General features: G+C 49.7%; 25 protein-coding genes. 8 read left to right on the plus strand and 17 right to left on the minus strand.

Annotation, left to right across the window (positions count from 1 at the left end; genetic code table 11):
• Positions 1-63 precede the first annotated feature (63 nt).
• The 3 genes from ACKU40_RS14485 to ACKU40_RS14495 all read right to left on the minus strand — a co-directional run bounded on the left by ACKU40_RS14485 (position 64) and on the right by ACKU40_RS14495 (position 3566).
• Complete coding sequence (locus ACKU40_RS14485; RefSeq protein WP_320173508.1) at positions 64-1212, minus strand: (Fe-S)-binding protein; 1149 nt, start codon at positions 1210-1212, stop codon at positions 64-66.
• A complete protein-coding gene (locus ACKU40_RS14490; RefSeq protein ID WP_320173509.1) occupies positions 1212-2597 on the minus strand; it encodes an FAD-linked oxidase C-terminal domain-containing protein in 1386 nt (461 codons plus the stop codon). The genes ACKU40_RS14485 and ACKU40_RS14490 overlap by 1 nt, the downstream gene beginning before the upstream one ends.
• Before the next feature lie 75 nt (positions 2598-2672).
• Positions 2673-3566 (minus strand): LysR family transcriptional regulator, encoded by an 894-nt coding sequence (locus ACKU40_RS14495; protein ID WP_320173510.1) that lies wholly within the window; start codon positions 3564-3566, stop codon positions 2673-2675.
• 153 nt (positions 3567-3719) lie between these two features.
• Here ACKU40_RS14495 and ACKU40_RS14500 point away from each other — a divergent pair, with 153 nt between their 5' ends.
• Positions 3720-3878, plus strand: a complete 159-nt coding sequence (locus ACKU40_RS14500) for a hypothetical protein (protein WP_320173511.1) — start codon at positions 3720-3722, stop codon at positions 3876-3878.
• Positions 3879-3984: 106 nt separating this feature from the next.
• Here ACKU40_RS14500 and smpB read toward each other — a convergent pair whose 3' ends face one another.
• The 13 genes from smpB to ffh all read right to left on the minus strand — a co-directional run bounded on the left by smpB (position 3985) and on the right by ffh (position 13829).
• Positions 3985-4452 carry an SsrA-binding protein SmpB gene (gene smpB, locus ACKU40_RS14505; protein WP_320173512.1) on the minus strand — a complete coding sequence of 156 codons (468 nt, stop codon included), beginning with the start codon at positions 4450-4452 and terminating at the stop codon, positions 3985-3987.
• 9 nt (positions 4453-4461) lie between these two features.
• On the minus strand, positions 4462-6246 hold the full coding sequence (gene ptsP / locus ACKU40_RS14510) for a phosphoenolpyruvate--protein phosphotransferase (protein WP_320173513.1): 1785 nt from the start codon (positions 6244-6246) through the stop codon (positions 4462-4464).
• Complete coding sequence (locus ACKU40_RS14515) at positions 6247-6564, minus strand: HPr family phosphocarrier protein (protein WP_320173514.1); 318 nt, start codon at positions 6562-6564, stop codon at positions 6247-6249.
• Between the two features lie 41 nt (positions 6565-6605).
• Complete coding sequence (locus tag ACKU40_RS14520; RefSeq protein WP_320173515.1) at positions 6606-7358, minus strand: PTS system mannose/fructose/sorbose family transporter subunit IID; 753 nt, start codon at positions 7356-7358, stop codon at positions 6606-6608.
• 17 nt (positions 7359-7375) lie between these two features.
• Positions 7376-8218, minus strand: coding sequence for a 16S rRNA (cytidine(1402)-2'-O)-methyltransferase (gene rsmI, locus ACKU40_RS14525; protein WP_320173516.1), 843 nt, complete (start codon positions 8216-8218; stop codon positions 7376-7378).
• The gene (locus tag ACKU40_RS14530; protein ID WP_320173517.1) at positions 8160-8564 is read right to left on the minus strand and encodes a YraN family protein; all 405 of its coding nucleotides are present in this window, start codon (positions 8562-8564) and stop codon (positions 8160-8162) included. The genes rsmI and ACKU40_RS14530 overlap by 59 nt, the downstream gene beginning before the upstream one ends.
• Complete coding sequence (locus ACKU40_RS14535) at positions 8546-9202, minus strand: ribonuclease HII (protein ID WP_320173518.1); 657 nt, start codon at positions 9200-9202, stop codon at positions 8546-8548. The genes ACKU40_RS14530 and ACKU40_RS14535 overlap by 19 nt, the downstream gene beginning before the upstream one ends.
• A 147-nt stretch (positions 9203-9349) precedes the next feature.
• Complete coding sequence (rplS, locus tag ACKU40_RS14540) at positions 9350-9700, minus strand: 50S ribosomal protein L19 (protein ID WP_320173519.1); 351 nt, start codon at positions 9698-9700, stop codon at positions 9350-9352.
• Between the two features lie 46 nt (positions 9701-9746).
• Positions 9747-11057 (minus strand): tRNA (guanosine(37)-N1)-methyltransferase TrmD, encoded by a 1311-nt coding sequence (gene trmD / locus ACKU40_RS14545; RefSeq protein WP_320173520.1) that lies wholly within the window; start codon positions 11055-11057, stop codon positions 9747-9749.
• 41 nt (positions 11058-11098) lie between these two features.
• Positions 11099-11656, minus strand: coding sequence for a ribosome maturation factor RimM (rimM, locus tag ACKU40_RS14550; protein WP_320173521.1), 558 nt, complete (start codon positions 11654-11656; stop codon positions 11099-11101).
• Positions 11657-11690: 34 nt separating this feature from the next.
• Positions 11691-11924, minus strand: coding sequence for a KH domain-containing protein (locus tag ACKU40_RS14555; protein WP_012765792.1), 234 nt, complete (start codon positions 11922-11924; stop codon positions 11691-11693).
• Positions 11925-12002: 78 nt separating this feature from the next.
• The gene (gene rpsP / locus ACKU40_RS14560; protein WP_012765791.1) at positions 12003-12239 is read right to left on the minus strand and encodes a 30S ribosomal protein S16; all 237 of its coding nucleotides are present in this window, start codon (positions 12237-12239) and stop codon (positions 12003-12005) included.
• Positions 12240-12311: 72 nt separating this feature from the next.
• Positions 12312-13829: a signal recognition particle protein gene (ffh, locus tag ACKU40_RS14565; RefSeq protein ID WP_320173522.1), complete on the minus strand. Its 1518-nt coding sequence runs from the start codon at positions 13827-13829 to the stop codon at positions 12312-12314.
• A 277-nt stretch (positions 13830-14106) separates the two neighbouring features.
• Here ffh and ACKU40_RS14570 point away from each other — a divergent pair, with 277 nt between their 5' ends.
• The 5 genes from ACKU40_RS14570 to ACKU40_RS14590 all read left to right on the plus strand — a co-directional run bounded on the left by ACKU40_RS14570 (position 14107) and on the right by ACKU40_RS14590 (position 18096).
• Entirely contained in the window at positions 14107-14676 is a 570-nt protein-coding gene (locus ACKU40_RS14570; RefSeq protein WP_320173523.1) for an OB-fold protein, read from the plus strand.
• A 24-nt stretch (positions 14677-14700) separates the two neighbouring features.
• Complete coding sequence (locus ACKU40_RS14575; RefSeq protein WP_320173524.1) at positions 14701-15789, plus strand: (Fe-S)-binding protein; 1089 nt, start codon at positions 14701-14703, stop codon at positions 15787-15789.
• A gap of 64 nt (positions 15790-15853) precedes the next feature.
• Positions 15854-17017, plus strand: coding sequence for a hypothetical protein (locus tag ACKU40_RS14580; RefSeq protein WP_320173525.1), 1164 nt, complete (start codon positions 15854-15856; stop codon positions 17015-17017).
• A gap of 254 nt (positions 17018-17271) precedes the next feature.
• Entirely contained in the window at positions 17272-17508 is a 237-nt protein-coding gene (locus ACKU40_RS14585; RefSeq protein ID WP_012765786.1) for a hypothetical protein, read from the plus strand.
• 84 nt (positions 17509-17592) lie between these two features.
• On the plus strand, positions 17593-18096 hold the full coding sequence (locus ACKU40_RS14590) for an acyl-CoA thioesterase (RefSeq protein WP_320173526.1): 504 nt from the start codon (positions 17593-17595) through the stop codon (positions 18094-18096).
• Positions 18097-18388: 292 nt separating this feature from the next.
• Here ACKU40_RS14590 and sfsA read toward each other — a convergent pair whose 3' ends face one another.
• Positions 18389-19108 carry a DNA/RNA nuclease SfsA gene (sfsA, locus tag ACKU40_RS14595; protein WP_320173527.1) on the minus strand — a complete coding sequence of 240 codons (720 nt, stop codon included), beginning with the start codon at positions 19106-19108 and terminating at the stop codon, positions 18389-18391.
• Between the two features lie 377 nt (positions 19109-19485).
• Between sfsA and ACKU40_RS14600 the strand changes: the two genes are divergently transcribed.
• Positions 19486-20016 carry an RsbRD N-terminal domain-containing protein gene (locus tag ACKU40_RS14600; protein ID WP_320173528.1) on the plus strand — a complete coding sequence of 177 codons (531 nt, stop codon included), beginning with the start codon at positions 19486-19488 and terminating at the stop codon, positions 20014-20016.
• Between the two features lie 48 nt (positions 20017-20064).
• Positions 20065-21060, plus strand: coding sequence for a sulfate reduction electron transfer complex DsrMKJOP subunit DsrM (dsrM, locus tag ACKU40_RS14605; protein ID WP_320173529.1), 996 nt, complete (start codon positions 20065-20067; stop codon positions 21058-21060).
• Positions 21061-21109 lie beyond the last annotated feature (49 nt).

Genomic DNA, 21109 nt, shown 5'->3' on the forward strand with positions numbered 1-21109 from the left:
CTAGCGCGGAATGGCCCGCTAATTATCGTCAATAAAAATAAACGGATGTTATTTAATAAGTACTTATTTCAAAATATCAAGCCAGTGGGAGGCAAAATAATCATCTTTTGCAAGAGTGACAAGTTGAATCACACAAGCGGAACATCCGCTCAGAATCTGCCCCCCCGGCTTAATGCCCTTTATTAACCAGGCTAAAGAGTATTCGCCCACTTCTTTGGAAAGTTCCGGTGCACCCAATTGCATAATTCCTCCGAAGCCGCAGCAAAGACCGTCCTGAACCGGACGTAAACGCTCTCCGGCTATAAGCTCAACCAATGTCTGATCAGTATCATCTTCCGGGGCATGGCATGGTTTATGATAAACAACCTGCTCCGGTGCATTTCCAAGAGCCTTGATCTCTGCATCCAGCAACAAAGAAGACAACGGGGTCAGGCATGCCTGCCATCTGTCATACAATTCATCATCGCCTGCAAAGTCATCAAGGGCATACTCTTTCAACCCTTTCAGACAGGTGGTGCAAAAAGTAATCAGCAACGGGCAGCCCGCATCTTTCCAAACTTTTATATTCTTCGCCCTTGCCCCTGATTGCCGTTCCAACAATCCGGCACTGCCATAGGGAGAACCACAACAACTGAACTCCCTGGATTCTGCCCTGATCAAGGCCATACCATCCATGAGCCGTTCAGCCTTTGCTGCCCAATCCTTACGGGCATAACGCCCCACGCAACCCTTGAAAAGTATAACCTTACGCTCTTCAAATTTCGCCTGCGGCACAAGCTCTGCCCACGGCTCAGGGCTCTTGTCAAAAAGCGCCTGCATCCTTTTACGGGCCGAACCAAAAGGTTCCGGCAGTATCTCCGGGGAAAATTTGGACAGAGCCGCAGCCATAGGCCAAAGCAGACCGGGACTGCGTAACCACAAATCCCAGCAAGACTGCGTAAATCCCTTTGACCTCGCACGCAAATCGGAGACCAGAGTCGGTCCGGACATATGCTGCGGACAATTCTTTTCGCAACGTCCGCAGGAAAGGCAAAGGGAGGCCAATGATTTGAAATCCTTTTCACTAAGCCCTTCGCCCGCATCCCTACCGGAGCAGATGGATTCAAGGAAAAACTTGGCCCGCGGGGTCAAATCTTCCCTTCCGGTAGCCTTGAACAGCGGGCAAACTTCAAGACACTTGCCGCATTGTACGCAACTTTTTGGAGCAGCCATCAGACCACCTTTCCGGGATTCATTATATTCAGAGGATCAAAAGTCTTCTTGATACCTGCCATCAAACGCTGCTGGGTTTTACCCAATTGCATGTTGATGTATTTGGCCTTGGTCAATCCGATGCCGTGTTCCCCGGAAAGGGTTCCCCCAAGCTCAAGGGTCAGGCTGAAAATCTGCTGCTTGGCTTTAAGAGCCTTTTCCTGCTCTCCGGCAGACTTATCGTACATGGTGCTGACATGAATATTTCCATCCCCCAGATGTCCGAAACAGAGCACAATAAGCCCAAGCTGCTCACCAATTGCATGATAACCCTTAATTGCCTCGGCAACTTTCCCTCGCGGCACAGCTACGTCCTCGCCCTGCTTATCCGGTGCAAGATTGAATGCCGCAGGGCTGATTACCCGGCGCAGCTCCCAGAGCCTTTCCTGATCAGCTCCGCTGCCCTGCTCCACAAAGGTAACCGCAACGCTCCGCAAAGCCTCTTCAATACGCCCAAGGTCAGTTTTAACCGATTCCGCTGAGCCATCTATTTTAAGCAGGAGTAAGCCGCCTGTCCCTTCCGGCCAAGGCACTGCAGAGTGCATCTCCAAGGCCTTGATTGTATTATGATCCATGAGTTCCATGGCAGTAGGAAGGATTCCGCAACCGAACACAGCCTCTGCTCCATTCAGGCATCCTCCTAAATCTTTAAAACCCACCAGCACTGATGCTGATGTTTCCGGCAAGGGCAACAGCTTTAAAGTCGCTTCAGTGACCAAGCCCAATGTTCCGGCAGAACCGACCATAAGCCGGGTTAAATCCAGCCCGACTACATTTTTCTGGGTACGTCCCCCGGTGCGGATCACTTCACCACCGGGCAGGACAACTTCTAGACCCAGCACATAATCGCGGGTGACTCCGTATTTCACGGCCCGCATTCCCCCTGCACAGGTTGAAATATTTCCGCCGATAGTAGAAATTTTCATGCTCGCCGGATCAGGCGGATAGAACAGGCCCTGTGCTTCCACGGCCTTTTGCAGATCAGCAGTAATCACTCCCGGCTGGGTAACGGCCACAAAATCGCGTCCGTCAATATCCAGAATCTCATTCATATCAAGCATGGAGACAACAACACCGTGGCGAACAGGAACACAGTTCCCGACTTTATTGGTCGCCCGTGCACGAGGGTAGATGGGCACCCGCTCCCCCTGCGCCCAGCGCAGCAATTCCGCAACCTGTGCGGTTTCCTGCGGACGCACCAGAGCCAGAGGCTTTGCGTGTCTTTGGCTGGCGTCTACGCCGCAGGACAGCAAGGCACCGTCGTCAAAACTCGATTCCCTGCCGGGAAAAAGGTTTCGCAGAAATTTCTTATGCGTGCGGGATAATTGTTTTGGATATTGTTTCATACGATTTTAGCGTCGAAGAGGCGAAGCCCGGATAAAAGTGTATTTGGCCCTCGAAAAGCCGCCGGAGGCAAAAAACTACGCCTTTTCCCAGACCTTTTCAACACAGTCCAAGAGAGCCCGAACCACAGGGTCATTCTCCCTTTTGAGCGGGAATCCGAAATAGAGGCCTACCTCGATATGACCGCCGGGCCAGATGTAAAATTCACCTTTTTCTACCCCTTCTGCCGCTTCGTCGGCTCGCATTACGGTGATACCGTTGCCGGATTTGACTAAAGCATTGTGGGTATCCTCGCTGTCGGCAATCATGGATTTGGAAACTTCGAGATCGCGTGAAGAAAATGTTTCTTCGAGCTTAACGTTGAAAGAACATTCCTCAGGAGTCCAGATCCAATCCAGTTTGGAAAGATCTTCCCAACTGGCATCTTTCATCTGATCTTTCCAAGAAGACGGTCCAACCACGTGCAACAGGGTATTCTCAAGCAGAATTCCATCCACTTCATCCGGCGGACAATTGGAATAAAAAAAGCCGCCATCAAGCTTACGGGCGGCAATATCACTACGGATTGTCCAAGTAGGCATCTGCACCAGACGCACGGATAGCCCCGGAAACTCTTCCTTGATCAATTTAATCAATTGCGGAGTCCTGAGGTAAACAGGAGAAGTCTGTAACCCCACTCGTGCCACGCCGGACAGCTCACCCTTGAGGCTCTGGGCTTCCGCTTCAAAAGTCTCAACCGACTCTAAAATATCACGGGCTTTTTCCAGAAGCTGCTTTCCTTCCGGCGTTGGCTGCATGCCCTTGGGGGTACGCAAAAACAAACGCACGTCGAACTCTTCTTCAAGGGACTTGATATGCAGACTGATAGTGGACTGGCTGGCGTGCAAACGCTTGGCAGCACGGGTCATATTGCCTTCCTCGGCAACGACCACAAATGTTTTAATCTGGTATAGTTCCATATTTTTAACCATTTAGAGGAGTCATTTCAAAATTCGAAAATGGTATCAGAAATATTAAAGACAGGGTTCGAGTATTCCCATTGGATTGAAAACATGAAAACGGGCAATAAAGGGTCATTGACTACGTGATTTTATAATCTTGATCACGCTTACAGGAGAACGACCATGAGCAGCATTAGCGCATTTGTTACTGAAGTCTTCACCCCTGAAGACAGCGAATATGGCCGCGAAAAGAAACTCGACCCCGTAACCGGAATGGTTAAAACATTTTTCTGGGTCGGCGCAGCAATGGTTTTCACCATTCTCGTTTCCGGTCTCCAGTAAAAAAACAAGTCCGCTCCTTGACGGACTAAGGTTACTATACCCTTATCATGCTTTCTCCACCCACCGGCAAGGGGTGGATGAGAACTTTTTACGGCTCGTTGGCCGGCTAGTAATTAGCCAGCTGACGGGCCGTATCTCTTGCTATATCCCTGCGCTTGAGCTCTTCCTTGCGGTTATGGACATTACGTCCCTTGGCAAGGGCAATCTCAAGCTTGATCTTACCTTTTGAGAAGTACAGTTTGACCGGAACAACGGTCAAGCCTTTCTGCTCAACCCTGCTCTGCAGTTTCTCTATTTCACGCGCATGAAGCAACAGCTTACGCGGACGATCCGGCTCATGCTGGGTGTATCCGGCATGGTCGTATGGAGCGATATGAACACCCACCAGCCATGCTTCACCTTCCTTGAAATTAATATAGCCATCCATGAAACTTACCAAGCCCTGACGCAGTGACTTGACTTCGGTTCCCTTGAGAACCAATCCGGCTTCAAGTGTTTCAACGAATTCGTAGTTACGGCGGGCCTGTTTATTGAGCGCAATGGAAGACGGGCTCTTCTTTTTCTTCTTAGCCATGATTTCTGATTAACCTGTGATCTCTTCATTATCCAGAAGGGACGCAAAAAAGGTCAGCTCTTCCGGATATTTTTGATAAATATTTTCCGTAACAAGACGGTTGATTCTACTTACAGTACGGCATCCGAGTACATCTTTGAGCAGCTGCTTGCATTCCTGCATATTCAGCTGACGTAGAATGCGTTTGATGCCGGGAATGGCCTGCGGGGTAAGGCTCAGGCTGTCGATCTGCATGCCCATGAGAATGGGGACACAGTAAGGATCGGAAGCAACTTCACCGCAGAGGCTGACCCCGATACCGGCCCGATGTCCGGCATCGACCACGTACTTGATAGAACGCACCACAGCCGGATGCAGCGGCTGATAAAGATAGGAGACATGCGGGTTGGTGCGGTCAATACCAAGACTGTACTGAATCAGGTCATTGGTGCCGATACTGAAAAAATCCACTTCCTGAGCCAGAATCTCGGCAATCATAACTGCTGCCGGAAGCTCGATCATAACCCCTATGGGCATATCTTCATCAAAAGGGACACCCTCTTCACGCAACTCCTGCTGCGCACGGGCAAGGGCAGACTTGGCCTGCAGAACTTCCTTCAACCCGCAAATCATGGGAAACATCATCGAAACATTGCCATGCACACTGGCCCTGAGCATAGCCCGCAACTGAATCCTGAAAAGTTCCTGATGCTTGAGGCAGAAACGCATGGCCCGCAGACCAAGAGCCGGGTTAGCCTCATCCAGTGACCCGAAATGGGTCATGAACTTGTCTGAACCGAGGTCGAGGGTACGCAGGGTTACCGGGCGCGGAGACATGATCGCCGCAAGCTCGGAATACTTTTCGGCCAGTTCGTCCTCAGTGGGCAGATCGGTTCGGTTGAGGTAGGCGTACTCGGTCCTGAAAAGGCCGATCCCCTCGCCGCCGTTGTCGATTACAGCCGCTACTTCCTCGAAAAGTTCTATGTTCGCGTTGACATGGACTCTGTAGCCGTCTTCGGTTTCAGCCGGAAGCTGGCAACCGCGAATAATTGTCCGCTGGTAATCATCAAACTGGGTTTCCAGAGTATAATAATGCTCCAGCTCTTCGTCTGAAGGATCAACCAGCACCTTTCCGGCCAGACCGTCAATGATGACCAAATCACCGTCAACGACAGAATTTTCCAACTCCGCCGCGCCCACAAGGGCCGGGATATTCAGGGTTCGGGCCAGAATCCCGGTATGGGAAGTTTTACCGCCCAGGGTGGTCACAAATGCCATGAGCTTGTTCACTTCAAGCTCGATGGTATCAGCCGGGGTCAGGTCATGGGCCATGAGCACCACACGTCCCTCAACCGGACGCAGATTGGCTTCACCGCCGATAAGCTTGGCCTGTACCCGCAATGCCACCTGACGCACGTCCTGCATGCGTTCACGGATGTAGACATCCTCAAGTGCTCCAAAAGCTTTTTCAAGGTCATTAACGGCCTTGTCCAAAGCCCATTCGGCGTTGATCTTGAGTTCATCGATATATTTAAGGGCCGAGGATTGCAGTTTGGGGTCCTTGAGCATCATCAGGTGGGAATCGATGATCAACTGGTGTTCCTTCAGCTCTTCGGGGACCTTTGCGCGCACTGCGGCGAGCTCTTCCACTGCATCACTGAACCCTTTCTTCATCCGCACGGTCTCACCCTCAACCATATGCATGGGCACAGTCTGCCTAGGCAGTCTGGAGGAGATACTGCGGTTAAGAAAGAAAGCCTTACCGATGGCTATACCTGTTGATACGGAAATTCCGTTGACGACCGCTCTGGCCACTTACTTTTCCTCGCCGAATCTGTTTTTAAAAAGGCTCTCAAGGCTATCAAGGGCGGCTTGGGCATCAGCACCGTCAGCCCGCAATTCAAGGACACTTCCCTGAACGGCTGCCAAAGTGAGCACATCAAGAATACTCTTGGCATCGACTTCCTGAGATTCGCAGACAACCATAATGTCCGCTTCATAATTCTGGGCTTCCTGCGCAAGTTTTGCCGCCGGACGGGCATGCAGCCCCAACTGGTTGCTTACAACCACTGTCCGGACAAGCGCCTCCCCTCCAGCCGGGGTCTCTTCGCGAAGCACACTCTCTTCAGTCATTTGTTATTAATCCTTATATCTTATTTCTTCAAAAGAAAAAATCACAGCATATGTAATGTAATAAGTCCGACAACCACTACCAGAACAGCCACTATTTCACGGGCTATTTTTCCGGTGGCAACCAGCCAGCCCAACACACCGAGCACTGCAGTTCCCCCGAACCAGTCATATGCGAACAACGGTCGGGGCCAAAGTTGAAACCAGATCAGCAAGACAAGGAAACCGTTGGCGAATTTAAGCCGCTCTCCCCAGTTGATCAAGTCCCATTTTCTCAATTCATCCAAAAATCCCAGACCCTTATTTATCCCGGACCAGAACGTGAACAGCTTAAACACTTGCAGGCCTACAAACAACACTACACCGAGTAGCATAGCCTGCAGATGATGACCAGCCAGTAACATGTTCACAGTCGCCAAGGCCCAGAAAATCAGCCCGCTACCGGAAAAAACCGAATCACCAATGGCTGAAAGGGTGTAGCTGGTCGTATTCTTCAGCTTATCCAGCAATTCAACGGGAAATCGTCCGTCTCTGATCTGCACTTCAACGGACAGAAAAATCGCGACCAGAAGCGGGGCCCAGAAAGGATGCGAATTGTAATGTTTCACGTAGCGTTTTCGGGCCTTGGCAAGATCTGAGGGATCATCATAAATGGCCTCAAGCCCGGGCTGCATGGCATAGGAAAAGCCTATATTCTGCAAGCCGCGGGTATTGAATCCCGCTCCCGCAAAATAAGAACGCAGAAAGCATCTGGCAAAAGCCGGACCTAATTTTTTTTTCCCTGCAATCTTTTCCATTCTAAGCAACAATCCTGCTAACTGCTCTTTTTTCTTTCAGTTACCTTTTCATAGACCGCTTTAGCTGTCCAGCCTTCGACCTTTTCAGCAATGCGTCTTGCGATAACTTTAGGCTTATCACCGGATTCCATCTCTTTATCGATCATTCTGAGGATATCTTCTTCGGATGCCGGACCTTCGTTCACCGGAGGACCGATAACCACGGTAATTTCACCGCGCAGCTCTTCAGAGACATCTTCCCAATCTTCAAGATTGCCGTTGATGAATTCCTCATAATCCTTGGTAAGCTCACGGCAGATGGCAAATTCTCGGTTACCTAAACTTTCATAAGCCAGATGCATGGTTTCGCGCAAACGGGATTTACGCTCAAAAAATACAATTGTAGCCCCGGTCTGGCCATAGACTTCAAAAAGCTTGCGCATCTGCCCGTCTTTGCGTGGCAGAAAGCCGAGAAAAGAGAATGGATACGGAGGCAGGCCGCAGCCCGAAAGAGCTGTTACCGGAGCGCTGGGACCGGGAACGGGAACGACACGCACGCCATGTTCGCGGCAGGCCCTGACCACCCGGTAACCGGGATCGCTCATGAGCGGGGTTCCGGCATCAGAAACAAGCGCCGCATCATTGCCCTCATCAAAGTGGGCCAGCACTTTCTTGATCCGCTTTTCTTCGTTGTGCTCATGCAGGCTGACAAAGCTCTTGCCGTTAATGTCCAGCGACTGGAGCAATTTGCCGGTGCGGCGGGTATCTTCCGCAAAGATCAGGTCGGCAGAGGCCAATACCTTTCTGGCCCGCTCGGTGATATCACCAAGGTTGCCAAGCGGTGTTGCCACCACCCATAAAGTCGGTGAGGTCGAATGCATTTTCTATATGTTCCGCTCTAAAGCCGGTTCCGTCATCATTCACAATAACCAGATCAAATCGGCAGGGTCTCTCCCAAAGATCAAATGCCGAAAGGTAGCGGGTCGCGGCCTTGACCAGCTTCTTGCGCTTGGCCGGAGTCACCGCCTCTATGCCGGATTGCGTGCTGCGTCCGGCTCTGGTCTTAACTTCCACAAAAATCAGTTCGTCGCCCTTCTCACAGATAATATCCAGTTCCCACTGCTTCCAACGCCAATTACGCTGGCGCAGGTAATATCCGCGATTTTCCAGAAAACGGGCCGCGTAATCTTCGCCCGCCTGACCGAAATCTAAATGCCGGGGAGACACATGCTCTCCTGCCTGACTTTCTTCTTCTCAGGCAGCACGCCCTTAAAGGTCATACGGTGCACGGCACAAGGGCCGTGTTCCTTAAGGGCATCCAGATGCACCTTGGTCCCGTAGCCCTTATGAATTTCAAATCCATAGGCTGCATACCGCTTCGCCAGCTGAACCATCAGCTTATCACGAAAAGTTTTGGCCAAAATGGATGCTGCAGAAATCGCCGGGATCTTCAAATCTCCCTTGACCACAGCTTCCTGCCTGAATCCTGCCACACCATTCAAATACGGAACAGGAATGGTCTTATTGCCGTCGACCATAAGCAGTTGAGGCCTGACCTTCAGATGTAGAACAGAACGCCCCATAGCCCGAAATGTAGCCTGCAGGATATTAATCTGATCCACTACCTGCGACCGGCTCACACCAAGCGCCCAGCAGACAGCCTGTTTCTTGATCTCAACCGCCAGACGATCCCGCGCAGCCTCATCCAGCTTCTTGGAATCAGTCAGTCCCGGCAGATCGTATTCTTCAGGCAGAATAACCGCTCCGGCAACTACAGGACCAGCGAGACACCCCCGCCCTGCTTCGTCAATTCCTGCTGTTATGAGTTTCTCAGTTTCAAAACCAGGCAATAAATTTTCAGACACAAACAGACTCCGACCCTTTAAAAAGTAAAAAACCGCCATACCCGAACTGATCCAGTCCGGGAATGACGGTTTTCAACACTATTTTGCGCACCCGTAGCGGACTGTAAGTCCTTACGGGCATAACCGCGAAGCATAATGCTTCGTGGCCTACCAAGCCTGTTTGGACTTGATACGTGCAGCCTTACCTTTAAGGCCACGCAGGTAGTAGATGCGGCTGCGGCGTACTTTACCCTCAGCAACTACCTCTACACGCTCGATGTAGGGGGAGTGTACGGGGAAAACACGCTCAACGCCGATACCGTCAGAAATTTTGCGGACGGTGAAGGTGGAGTTGGTGGTACCTCTACGGTAACGCAGAACAGCACCCTGGAAAACCTGGATACGTTCCTTTTCACCTTCGATAATACGCAGGTGTACCTTTACAGTGTCGCCAGCTTTGAAAGCGGGCATATCAATACGCATCTGTTCGCGTTCGATCTTTGCAATTACGTTGCTCATGTCGCTACTCCTTATATAAATTCTTTTGCGGCACCCGAAGGCGGATCTACCAGGCGTCTCCCAACAGCCTGTCGACCGTGATCGCCACCGCACTTCTTACTGATAGATGGTTGTATCCGTCCATGAACCTGATAGGCCGTAAGCTGCCTTCTGCCATGTCCAGAATTTCGGGAGCCAACCCGTGTCCGGTACCGAAAACCAACAGTACGGGATTATCCTGCAGCATCTCACGAACCCTGTTCATGGTCGTGCTGCCTGCGCCCCGCGCGCTGGTGGTCACCAGTATCGGTTTCTTACCCGTTCCCGACTCAATATGCTCCACCACATCTTGCAGGGAATCTTTTACTCCTACTTTGGAAAAAGCTGCAGCGCGATCCGGGTTGAACTTGCTTCCCGGTCCCGAGGTCCAGTGAGAAATAATCCTCTCGGCCAATTTCTTCTGATCCTCGATTGGAGTCACCGCAAAAAATCCGCTAATTGAGTAAGAGCGGGAAACGCGGGACATATCGTGAATATCGAGGTTTGTCAAAGAAACAGCGGCCTTTTCTCCAAATTTATTTAGCACCGGATAGTGCACAAGGGTCAAATAAAGATTTTTTCCCAAACGTTTTCGGGGTATTGTGCGCAAATAACGCACATCATCTTTTTTTAACCCCTCTGCTTCGGCCAAAAGCTCCGGCCGGGCATCCAAGGTCTCATCCAGAGACTTTTTTCTCCTCCATTCTTCGATCAGAGCATGGTTGCCTGAGGAGAGTACTTCCGGCACAGCATGCCCGTCAAATTCCGGGGGACGGGTATAGTGCGGATACTCCAGAAGACCGGAAGAGAAGCTCTCCTCCGTACCGGACTCGGAATGCCCCATAAAATCCGGCAGTAGGCGGGCGACAGCCTCAATAAGACACATGGCCCCGGCTTCGCCCCCGTTGAGCACGAAATCCCCTACAGAGATTGTTTCAACGGGAAAAATTTCTTCAAAGCGGGCATCAATGCCCTCATACCTTCCGCAGACGAGGGTCAGCTCCTCTTCCTTGGAAAGCTCAACCGCCATCTTCTGGGTCAGCGGCTTGCCTTTGGGCGAAAGCATAATCAGCCTTATACCCTTGGGGCAACCACCTTCCATGGAAGGCTTTATACCTACGGTGTCGAGGGCCTTGGCAATGGGATCAATAAACATGACCATGCCCGGCCCGCCGCCGTAGGGGCGGTCGTCAACAGATTTATGACGGTCTGTTGTAAACTCGCGGGGATCGATCCTGTTAAAAGAGACTATGCCCTTTTCAACGCCTTTACCCATGAGTCCGTGCGACAGCGGGGAATCAAAAAATTCCGGAAAGAGTGTAACCAGATTAAATTTCACTAATGTTCCAGCCTTGGAATTTAAAAAAGCGGCACTCTGACCTATTTCTTTTTCTTCCCGTTATCTTTCTTACCGGCCTCGGTCAGGTAGATGTCGAGCAGCCCTTCGGGCGGGTCCACAACAACCTTCTCCGTGTCCAGATCAACAGACAAAACAAATTCTTCAACAGCGGGAAAAAGAATTTCCTTACCCTCTGCAGAAGAGATCACCCATGTTTCCTGCCCGGGGGCAAGAATAAAGTTCGAAATGGTTCCAACCACGGTCCCGTCTTCAAGTTCGACGCTCATACCTTCAAGTTCGTACATGTAAACTTCGTCATCCCCGGATTCGGGAAGATCAGCCTCACGCACAAGGATTTCCATACCGCGCAGGTTTTCGGCCTGATCACGGTCTTCAACACCCTTGAAGGTCAAAAGCACGCGCCCTTTGTGTTTACGTGAAGAGCGCACGACAAAACGACGGGGCTTCTGTCCTTTCTTAGCCAGATACAGACAGGGGACCTCGTCGAAGAGAAAAGGGGAGTCCGCATGAGATTCGATGCAAACTTCCCCCTTGAGACCATGTGGTTTGACCACCTCGGCAACTACAAGCATTTCCATAGCAGCCTGCCGTTATGGTCTGGTTCGAGGGCTCTTATTCCAGAATTTCCAGAACAGAGCGTTTTCTCACCTTGGTTGATGCAGCACCGAGCAGGGTTCTCATGGCACGCGCGGTGCGTCCCTGCTTACCGATAACCTTACCGAGGTCTTCTTTAGCGACCTTGAGTTCGATTACGGAAGTCTGCTCCCCTTCGATCTCGGTGACAACTACTTCATCCGGATTGTCAACAAGCGATTTCGCGATGTATTCTACTAAATCCTTCAACATGCCAACAACCTCCGCTTCTGATTTCGAGTGTGTACCGTGAGTAGTGAAGAAGAATTCGAACCTGGTGAGATACGAACCCTAGGAATTTGCTTTGAGGAGAGATTTAACGGTATCGCTAGGCTCAGCGCCTCTCTCAAGCCACTTCTCTACTTTTTCCTTGTCAATTTTAACTTCAACAGGCTCAACCATAGGGTTGTAGTAACCGCAGAAGTCCAAAGGACGACCGTCACGTCTGGTTTCGCTGTTGATTGCTACGATTCTGTAAAAAGGGCGTTTTTTGGAGCCCATACGGGTCAGTCTAAGTTTAATAGCCATTGTCTACTTTCCCCCATATAATCTTAAATTAAGTGGTTCGTTAATAAATTGCAAGCAAATGCCCACAAAAAACTATTTCTTCTTTTTCTTGCGAGTTTGCTTATTAAGCTTTTTCTTTTTGCGGGCCTGAAGGGTCTTCTTACTCTTGGCCTTGGATGGCTGAGGCATTCCGCCCATTCCTTCCATACCTTCCAACCCTTCCATACCGGGCATTCCCGGCATTCCTGCACCGCCACCAAGTCCGGGCATTCCGGGCAGATTCGGCATCTTGGGCATTTTGCCCTTTCCACCTTTGCCACCCATCATTTTCTTCATCATCTTGCTCATCTGCTCAAAGTTCTTGAGCATCTGATTGACCTCTTCCAGCTTGACGCCGGAACCCTTAGCAATCCTCTGCCTGCGGCTGGGATTGATAAGCTTTGGCTGCCTGCGTTCATGCATGGTCATGGACGAGATGATGGCTTCTATCCTGTTCAGTTCCTTATCCGGAATCTCCATATCGCCGAGCTGTTTAGTCAGCCCGCCGAGGCCGGGGATCATTTTCATGATCGAACCCATGGAACCGATCTTCTTCATTCTGCGCATCTGGGTGCGGAAGTCCTCAAGGTCGAATTCGGCCTTGCGGAATTTCTCGGTCAGCTTTTCAGCCTCTCCCTCTTCCATCACAGACTGGGCTTTCTCGATCAGGGAAAGTACATCCCCCATACCGAGAATTCTTGAAGCGGCCCTGTCCGGGTAGAAGAGTTCAAGCTCGGAAAGCTTTTCACCCACACCGACAAACTTAACGGACTTACCGGTAACGGATTTGATGGAGAGCGCCGCACCGCCTCGGGCATCACCATCCATTTTGGTAAGGACGACACCGGTAACATCAAGTTTGTCGTCAAATGTGGAGGCAACATTGACAGCGTCCTGCCCTGTCATTGCGTCCGCCACGAAAAGGATTTCATCCGGAGAGCATTCAGCCTTGATGGAGGCAAGTTCTTCCATCAGAGGCTCATCAATATGCAGTCGTCCGGCTGTATCAAAAAGCAGAACATCACAACCGGCCTCTTCAGCCTTGACCATAGCGTCACGGCAGATGTCCACGGGGTTCATTTCCGTAGTGGACGGGTAGGCCGGCATATCCAGCTGTTTGGCCAGCACATGAAGCTGGTCAATCGCAGCGGGACGGTAGACGTCGGCAGGGACAAGGTAGGGCTTGAACTTCTTGCGCCGCAGATACAAGGCAATCTTGGCGGAAGAAGTGGTCTTACCGGAACCCTGAAGGCCGACCATCATAATTTTGGAAAGCTTGCCCTTAGCGAGCTGCAGTCCTTCCTGCTCACCGCCGAGCAGCTCAGTAAGCTCATCGTTAACGACTTTGATTACCTGCTGTCCGGGAGAAAGGGATTTCTGGACCTCCTGCCCGAGAGCGCGCTCCTTTACCTTTTCCACAAAGTCTTTAACGACCTTGTAGTTTACGTCCGCTTCGAGAAGGGCAAGGCGCACTTCGCGCAGTCCGGCCTGGATGTTCTTTTCATCCAACCGTCCCTGCCCTTTGAAATTTTTAAAGGCTTCGGAAAGTCTATCTGATAGGCTGTCAAACAATTCTCTTACTCCGCCGGCTAAGCATTTTTACGCGCAAAAACCTCAAAAGCTCCACCTTTTCTCGATTGATGCTGATTGCGTAAAGAAAGGGGTTGTCTGTTAAAGCTTTTATCTGTCCAAGTCAAGTGAAGACTCATATCAACTTTTTGGAAAATGACAAACACTTATCGTACATCCATAAAAATTTGCTTACAATATTTCTTGCTTTTTCAAGCAATGAACCGTTTAATTGCATAATATTACATAACCCTATCCATGCAACTCAAGGAGACAAACGATGCCCAACATCGTCAAGGCGGAAGAATTTCATCTTGTTGACCCCATGGGAAGACTAAGATCAAAAATATATATTTCAAATGAAGGTAAAGTTGTTGCCGATGTCTATGATTCAACCGGCCAACTGAATAACCGGGTAGACCTGCAGAAAAACCTTAATTCAGGTCCCACAGCCCACCAGAATGTCGCCCCCCACCAAAAAGAAACTCTCGGGGCATGGCATGCGCGCATCGCCAACGAGGTCAAACTGACTCAATCCAAGCTCCATGTGGGATCATACAAGCTCTACATTGATTTTGTAGAGAACAACACCATGGCCAGTGGCAAATATCAGAATGAAGTCATTGAAGTTTCCGGCGAAATAGTAGATGTTTCTACCAAAGGTTTCGGCGATCTGCATGTAGGACTCAAAGGAATTTCAAATTTTACCGCCGAAGTCATATGTCATTTTACCGAAGACCAGATTCCGGTAGTCAGCAACCTAAAGCCGGGCGTAAAAGTGCGTATCAAAGGGAAATGCACTGAATACGTCAACAAGAGGGTGAAAATATGGGGGTGCCAGTTGCTGTAGGCCGGAGTCTTCATAAGTGCGCCTATGCCTGTATCAGAACAACTAAAAAAAGAACTGCAACTCGTTGCTGATGAATGCATTGATTGCGGTAAGTGTATGACCAAGTGCCGCTTTCTGGCTGAAAGCGGCTCCCCTGTATCCATCGCCTTGCGGGCTCTTTCCTCTGAGGAAGACGCCGACACGGTGGCAATACGCTCCTATGCCTGCTCCACCTGCGGACTTTGCTCAGCGGTATGTCCTGTCGCAGCTGAGCCGGACCGCATGTTCAAGGAACTGCGCAACCATGCGCAGGCAAATGCCATTTTCCGTCTGGACAAATACGATCCGCTCCTGAATTACGAAAAGCTGGGGCAACGTTTTCCGTTCAAGGGGGAATTTATCCCTGAGAACTGCAGAACCGTCTTCTTCCCGGGCTGCACCCTTCCGGCAATGCACCCGGATGCGACCCGGATCGCATACAAGATAATCAAACGGGAAGAGCCGACCATGGGACTTGTTCTGAACTGCTGTTCCAAGCCATCCAAAATGCTGGGGCTCAAGAGCAGGCATGAAGAATCTCTTGCCGGACTGATCCATAGGTTGGAGCGCAAAGGAGTCAAAAAAATTCTGACCGCCTGCCCGAACTGCCACAGAACTTTCAAGGAATTTAATTCCAAACTGGAAATTGTCTCTATATATAAAAGACTGAAAGTTTCTAAATTTATCCCTGTCCGTTCCAATATCAAAGAAGTGACTGTCCACGATCCCTGCGTTACCCGCAATGAGACCGATATGCACACGACAGTGCGCACCTTGCTTAAATCCGTAGGGATCAGAGTAGTGGAAATGCGCCATAACGGCACTAAGACACTTTGCTGCGGTGAAGGGGGCGCGACCAATTTCCACAAGAAAAGCTACGCTGACAACTGGGCTCGAAAACGGATTAACGAAGCTCAAAGGACCGGAGTACCCATGGTCACCTATTGTGCGGGCTGCGTTAATTTCCTTGGCTACAAATATCCTACGGCCCATGTGCTCGATGTTCTACTGGTAAAACGCAAAAGAATCCCTAAACCGGTGGCGTTCCCATTTAATTACCTCAACCGGCTGATCTTCAGATTCAGCAAACATTGATAATTTACACTTTTTTTAACCGGGGCCTTCTAATCCTGAAAATATCCATGTAACACAAACACCAATGACTTCAGAGAATAAAGCCCTCACAGCTTCGGAAATCCCTCTTGCACTGTTCAGTCTGGGACTGCCTTTGACCATTGCAGCCTTCAGCCTGAGTGGATATGCTGCTCCCGCGAATCTGGCAGAGACATTCGCCACCGGATTGGCTGTACTGGGACTTATTCTTGAGATGCTTCGTGGAAACAATGAGAGTACTGCTCCGCTCTGGTTTAGGGCCGGAATCCCGGCCATGCTCATTACATGGATTTCCTTCAAGTATTTTTCAGGATACACTCATCCGCTGCTTGAACAATTACCTCTGCTCATGGAGGCCAAACCTCTTATCTTTTTACTGGTATCTGCTCTCTGGCTAAGCCTGTTTCCCCCGCCCACCACCAAACAGATTTCTTTCTGGTCAAGCTGGCTGGCCCTGCTTATATGCGCAGAATTCATTCTCCGTTTTTTTATATTTCATGATCCGGCTATGCCTTCCCTTCTCGGAACATCAAGCATCTGCGGTCCGATCCTTCTGGTAGGATTTTGCGCAACCCTGCATAATTCAGGGGAGAACACATTTACCAGATACCTAGTCCTTGCTGGAATATTCTGTACCCTCGGACGCGACATAATCTTTGCCGCAATCCTGATAATGTTCATTTTCGGGTCTAAGGGCGGTTTGAAAAAATTTCTACTGGTACTCTGCATGCTTCTATTCGGCTACCTTTCCCTGCAAGTACAGGAAATGACCTTCATAAATAGGCAGGACCTGCCCTCATACTGGTTGTGGTTCTCCATTTTAGAGCTATTTGCCAATAACCCCGAACTCCTGCTGACCGGATTTCCCCTGACTGTCCCTTTACCTCTCAATGTCCCGGCATCACTGTGGACAATTTGGCATGGCCAGCAACAGGTCTGGACTGGATCCGGAATCTACGTTTTTCACCTTCCCCCATTCTGGCTCCACCTGCTCTGCTCATGGGGACTTGGAGGCTTTTGTGCCATTGCTGCAGCAGGAACCGCACTATACAAGCGCTTTCCTTCCGTCATGCTCGGAAGCCTGCTCACTACTACGATTGTTTGCGGCTTATTCTCTCCTTTATTTTATCACCCTGCATGCGCACTGATCCTTTTCCCAGCTTTCATCACCGCCACCTCCCCGGAAGTCTGCTCATTTAAGTTTGAATAGCCTTTAGCCAGCTCAAAACCGCCTTCAAACAATTTCCAACCACCTTTTTTTCTGACTTAATTACTAATTGATATTTTTTTGATTATATTTGTATTACATTTGTATTTCATTATGATTATTTATTATATTCATTAGTCATTTGTTTTTGAGTTCATTATATATATTATTTAGTTTTGTTTTGTATTACAAATGTATTGACATTTGTCTTTTAAAAGGTAAGATCCGTTTCAAACACAACAGGTAAAACAGGCGAAATGAGCAGAAAAGTTAAATCAGTACGAGTCCCCCTTGAGCTGGAAACTCTCAATCTTTCCAAGCTGATCCGGGAATTTGAGAACTATCTCAGAGACCTGGAGTCTGCCACTTTGCTTAAACAAGAAGGCAACCGTGAAGCAGCGGAAGCCCTGATCAAGACAAGGCAATTGGATTTGGGAAAGAGAATTGCAAAAATGATATGGGAAGCCAGAGTCGAGTATGGTAAAATCAAATAGATTTTATCACTGTAATACTAAAAAGTATACTTTTGTATTACAAAAAGACAACAGCAACGAACTACATGGATCAGGGTTGCCACTATGAAACCTAAAAGAATCAGCGAGAGCAGAACCTTAATGACCTACAGGGTACTGCCGCAAGACACCAACCCGGCAGGAAATCTGCACGGAGGAGTGCTGCTGAAACAATTGGATCTGGTCGCCGCCACCTGTGCCATGCGCCATGCGCGCAAGCCGGTGGTCACCGCATCCATCGACCGCATGAATTTCCTTCGTCCTGCTTATGTGGGGGAACTCATCAACCTTCATGCAAACGTAAATATGGTCGGCAGGACATCCATGGAAATCGGAGTCCGTGTTGAAGCTGAAAATCTTTTAACAGGTGAGATAAGGCATACCAACTCTGCCTATCTTACATTTGTCGCCATGGGGGAAAACGGCAAACCTTCCCCGGTGCCACCGCTGGTCCTTGAGACCGGGGTGGACCATAGGCGCAACAGAGAGGCCATGGAACGACGGGCTGTGCGCAAAGAAGAAAGAATACGGGAAACCGCGTCTGCGGCACAGAACGGGAGCAAGGAATAAATCTCATCATTCACAGCTCGAATAGCGCGGATTACGTCCGAAGTCAGCCGAATCCGTGCTGATTGCATCTACCATCAGATTGCAAGCTACTCCGAGTCTGGTTTCTGGCCGGGAGCTCCACCCTCCCGGCAAAAATTTCGGCATCCTGCTCCTAGGGCGTCCGGTCCGGATTAACCCGGTCCGTGCCGGACGCCTCGCCCTATTTCAACACCATTGAGGCCGGAAAGCCCTTGCATGCGAACGATCGTATGCAAGGGCTTTCCACGTTTTGCCACTAGCAAAGCAATGAAACCTATCGACAGGCGGCCAAAGGCAATTTCCGCCCAATACCTATGCCCTGCTCATTTATAACAGCCTCATAGGCCCAGCACTCCACCCCTACATCTAGGGCCTTATAAAATAACTCCGCATACTCTGGATCAATAAAATCTGCGGGACCAAAGCAATCCCCATCGTTGCGCTGCACAAAGAAAAACAACGCCACCCGATCTCCCTTAGCAGCAAGATCCATAAGCTCAACAAGATGCTTGCGGCCTCGCTCAGTCTGGGCATCCGGGAAGCATGCAACGTCATCCTCGACCAGGGTAACGTTCTTGCACTCCACCCAAAGCTTGGGAAGTTTGCCGGAATCATCAGTAAATAGACCATCAAGACGACTGTTGCCGACCTTCGCTTCGCGTTTGATAGTTGTATACCCACTGGTTTCAGGCAACTGCCCGGACTCAAAAGCCAGCTGCAGCATATTGTTTGGCACCGCGGTATTAACCCCGATCATTTCACCAAAGGGCATAACTGCTTCAAGGGTCCACTTAAGCTTGCGCTTGGGATTCTGGGCCGGGGAAATATAGATCTCATGCCCTTCACGCAGCAACCCAAGCATTGATCCGGTATTATTGGTATGCACGCCGACAACTTCACCATCGAGCATCGCTTCCACAGTAAAACGTTTGTAACGACGGAGAAAAACCGCACGACGGCAACCCTGCGGATAAAAAATTAACGGTTCTGACATTTTACATTCCTTTCTGGGTGTGACGATATCTACACCGGGACGGTTGGTCTTTTTTGTTGCTGACAACAAAGCTAAGTATCAAAGAGGGTTGCTTCCCGTACAGGGGAAGGTTGAGCATTCACAATCACCGGAGAAGCACTTCCATATCAAGTAGAAAAGCCCAGTTTGACAATGATTTTCATACCATCTGATAGCCGGACTAAGGCCTAAAACCCCTTGACGAATCACTGGGTATCTGGAATATCGTCCTGTTAGTCACAGTGTGACAGAATTCACATTTTTGGTTGTTTTCCAAGCCAAACTATATTTCCGGACCCTGCACAAAAAACTGTGTAGCGGCCTGAAATTTATTATTGTTTACAATACAGGTAATAAACATGAGTCTTGTACAAAAATTGTCGGAAAGAAAAGAAGACCTTACAGTTAAGTGGTATGATCTGGTTCTTTCTTCCTATCCTAAGGAAACACAGGAAGTTTGGAAGTCAAATAATGACCAGTTTACCAACCCTGTCGGGGTCACCATCAAGAAGGTCACCGGCGAACTTTTTGACCTTATCCTTGAATGGAAAAGTGCCGACGATCTTGCAAAATCCCTTGATGAACTGATCAAAATCAGAACGGTTCAGGATTTTGCACCATCCAAAGCTTTAAGCTTTGTCTTCCTTTTCAAGAAACTCCTGAGAGACGAGTTCATGGAGGAACTGAAAAAAGAAGGCAAACTTGATGAGTTGCTCGCGTTTGAGGCCCGGATTGATAATCTGGGGCTTATCGCGTTCGACATCTATACCAAGAATAGGGATTTGATTGCGCAAATGAGAATTGATGAAGTCAAAAGATCACATCACATGCTCCTTCGGCGGGTCAACAAAATCGAGGACGTTTCGGCCAAAGGGGCCGGACAGGTGTAGTGGCCGGCTTCCTAAAGGAAGCCAAACGTATAAGCGAGGTGAAGGTAGATGAACGCTTTGTACTCACTCGTTTTAGTTTTTGCCCTGGTGCTCATCGCACTCTTCGGAGTGGGGTCCGCGCACATGGCAGGACTGTTCGGCACTCTGTTACCGTATGTAGCGGTTGCCGTATTTCTGGTAGGCTTTGCCAACCGGATTATTGGCTGGGCCAAAAGCCCGGTTCCTTTCCGTATCCCGACCACGGGCGGACAGCAGAAGTCTCTGGATTTTATCCAGCATGACCGCTTTGACAACCCCGTGACCCCGGGTCAAACTTTTATCCGTATGGTTCTTGAGATCTGTTGCTTTCGTTCCCTCTTCAGGAACACCAAAGTAGAACTCAAGGACGGAAGAGTAACTTACGCCTCATCTAAATATTTGTGGCTGTTCTCCCTGCTCTTCCACTACTCATTCCTGCTCATCGTGATCAGGCACATGAGACTCTTCTTCGAACCTGTGCCCGCTTGCATCGGCTTCGTTGAATTTGTTGACGGTATCATGCAGATCGGTGTTCCCAGACTGTACATGTCAGACCTCCTGATTCTCGCCGGCCTCGGCTTCCTGCTCGGCCGCAGACTCAAGGATCCCAAAATTCGTTACATCTCTCTGGTTACCGACTACTTCCCGCTGCTTCTCATCATCGGCATTGCCCTTTCCGGCATCTACATGCGCTACTTTGCGCACGTGGACATTATGGCCATCAAGAAGCTGACCATGGGTCTTGTAACCTTCAGCCCCGTTATTCCCGCAGGTGTGAGCGTGGTGTTCTACATCCACCTCTTCCTCGTGTGTGTGCTGCTGGTTTACTTCCCCTTCAGTAAGCTGATGCACGCGGGCGGCGTATTCCTGTCTCCCACAAGGAACATGCCCAACGATACCCGTATCAACCATCATGAGAACCCCTGGAACGATCCCAACATCAAGCCTCATAGTTATGAAGCTTATGAAGATGAGTTCAGGGAAGTAATGATTGAAGCGGGTCTCCCGGTGGAAAAAAAGGCATAGAGAGTCTTATAAGACCTATGCCGGACAGACCTTAAATATCTTTTGATGA

This window comes from Maridesulfovibrio sp. (genome assembly GCF_963666665.1).
Classification (GTDB): Bacteria; Desulfobacterota; Desulfovibrionia; order Desulfovibrionales; family Desulfovibrionaceae; genus Maridesulfovibrio.

What these genes read in the sequence shown, in the direction of transcription:
- ACKU40_RS14485 (WP_320173508.1), bottom strand. Translation starts at nt 1,212, where the DNA reads ATGGCTGCTCCAAAAAGTTGCGTACAATGCGGCAAGTGTCTTGAAGTT.
- ACKU40_RS14490 (WP_320173509.1), bottom strand. Translation starts at nt 2,597, where the DNA reads ATGAAACAATATCCAAAACAATTATCCCGCACGCATAAGAAATTTCTG.
- ACKU40_RS14495 (WP_320173510.1), bottom strand. Translation starts at nt 3,566, where the DNA reads ATGGTTAAAAATATGGAACTATACCAGATTAAAACATTTGTGGTCGTT.
- ACKU40_RS14500 (WP_320173511.1), top strand. Translation starts at nt 3,720, where the DNA reads ATGAGCAGCATTAGCGCATTTGTTACTGAAGTCTTCACCCCTGAAGAC.
- smpB (WP_320173512.1), bottom strand. Translation starts at nt 4,452, where the DNA reads ATGGCTAAGAAGAAAAAGAAGAGCCCGTCTTCCATTGCGCTCAATAAA.
- ACKU40_RS14515 (WP_320173514.1), bottom strand. Translation starts at nt 6,564, where the DNA reads ATGACTGAAGAGAGTGTGCTTCGCGAAGAGACCCCGGCTGGAGGGGAG.
- ACKU40_RS14520 (WP_320173515.1), bottom strand. Translation starts at nt 7,358, where the DNA reads ATGGAAAAGATTGCAGGGAAAAAAAAATTAGGTCCGGCTTTTGCCAGA.
- rsmI (WP_320173516.1), bottom strand. Translation starts at nt 8,218, where the DNA reads ATGCATTCGACCTCACCGACTTTATGGGTGGTGGCAACACCGCTTGGC.
- rplS (WP_320173519.1), bottom strand. Translation starts at nt 9,700, where the DNA reads ATGAGCAACGTAATTGCAAAGATCGAACGCGAACAGATGCGTATTGAT.
- rimM (WP_320173521.1), bottom strand. Translation starts at nt 11,656, where the DNA reads ATGGAAATGCTTGTAGTTGCCGAGGTGGTCAAACCACATGGTCTCAAG.
- ACKU40_RS14555 (WP_012765792.1), bottom strand. Translation starts at nt 11,924, where the DNA reads ATGTTGAAGGATTTAGTAGAATACATCGCGAAATCGCTTGTTGACAAT.
- rpsP (WP_012765791.1), bottom strand. Translation starts at nt 12,239, where the DNA reads ATGGCTATTAAACTTAGACTGACCCGTATGGGCTCCAAAAAACGCCCT.
- ACKU40_RS14570 (WP_320173523.1), top strand. Translation starts at nt 14,107, where the DNA reads ATGCCCAACATCGTCAAGGCGGAAGAATTTCATCTTGTTGACCCCATG.
- ACKU40_RS14575 (WP_320173524.1), top strand. Translation starts at nt 14,701, where the DNA reads ATGCCTGTATCAGAACAACTAAAAAAAGAACTGCAACTCGTTGCTGAT.
- ACKU40_RS14580 (WP_320173525.1), top strand. Translation starts at nt 15,854, where the DNA reads ATGACTTCAGAGAATAAAGCCCTCACAGCTTCGGAAATCCCTCTTGCA.
- ACKU40_RS14585 (WP_012765786.1), top strand. Translation starts at nt 17,272, where the DNA reads ATGAGCAGAAAAGTTAAATCAGTACGAGTCCCCCTTGAGCTGGAAACT.
- ACKU40_RS14590 (WP_320173526.1), top strand. Translation starts at nt 17,593, where the DNA reads ATGAAACCTAAAAGAATCAGCGAGAGCAGAACCTTAATGACCTACAGG.
- sfsA (WP_320173527.1), bottom strand. Translation starts at nt 19,108, where the DNA reads ATGTCAGAACCGTTAATTTTTTATCCGCAGGGTTGCCGTCGTGCGGTT.
- ACKU40_RS14600 (WP_320173528.1), top strand. Translation starts at nt 19,486, where the DNA reads ATGAGTCTTGTACAAAAATTGTCGGAAAGAAAAGAAGACCTTACAGTT.
- dsrM (WP_320173529.1), top strand. Translation starts at nt 20,065, where the DNA reads ATGAACGCTTTGTACTCACTCGTTTTAGTTTTTGCCCTGGTGCTCATC.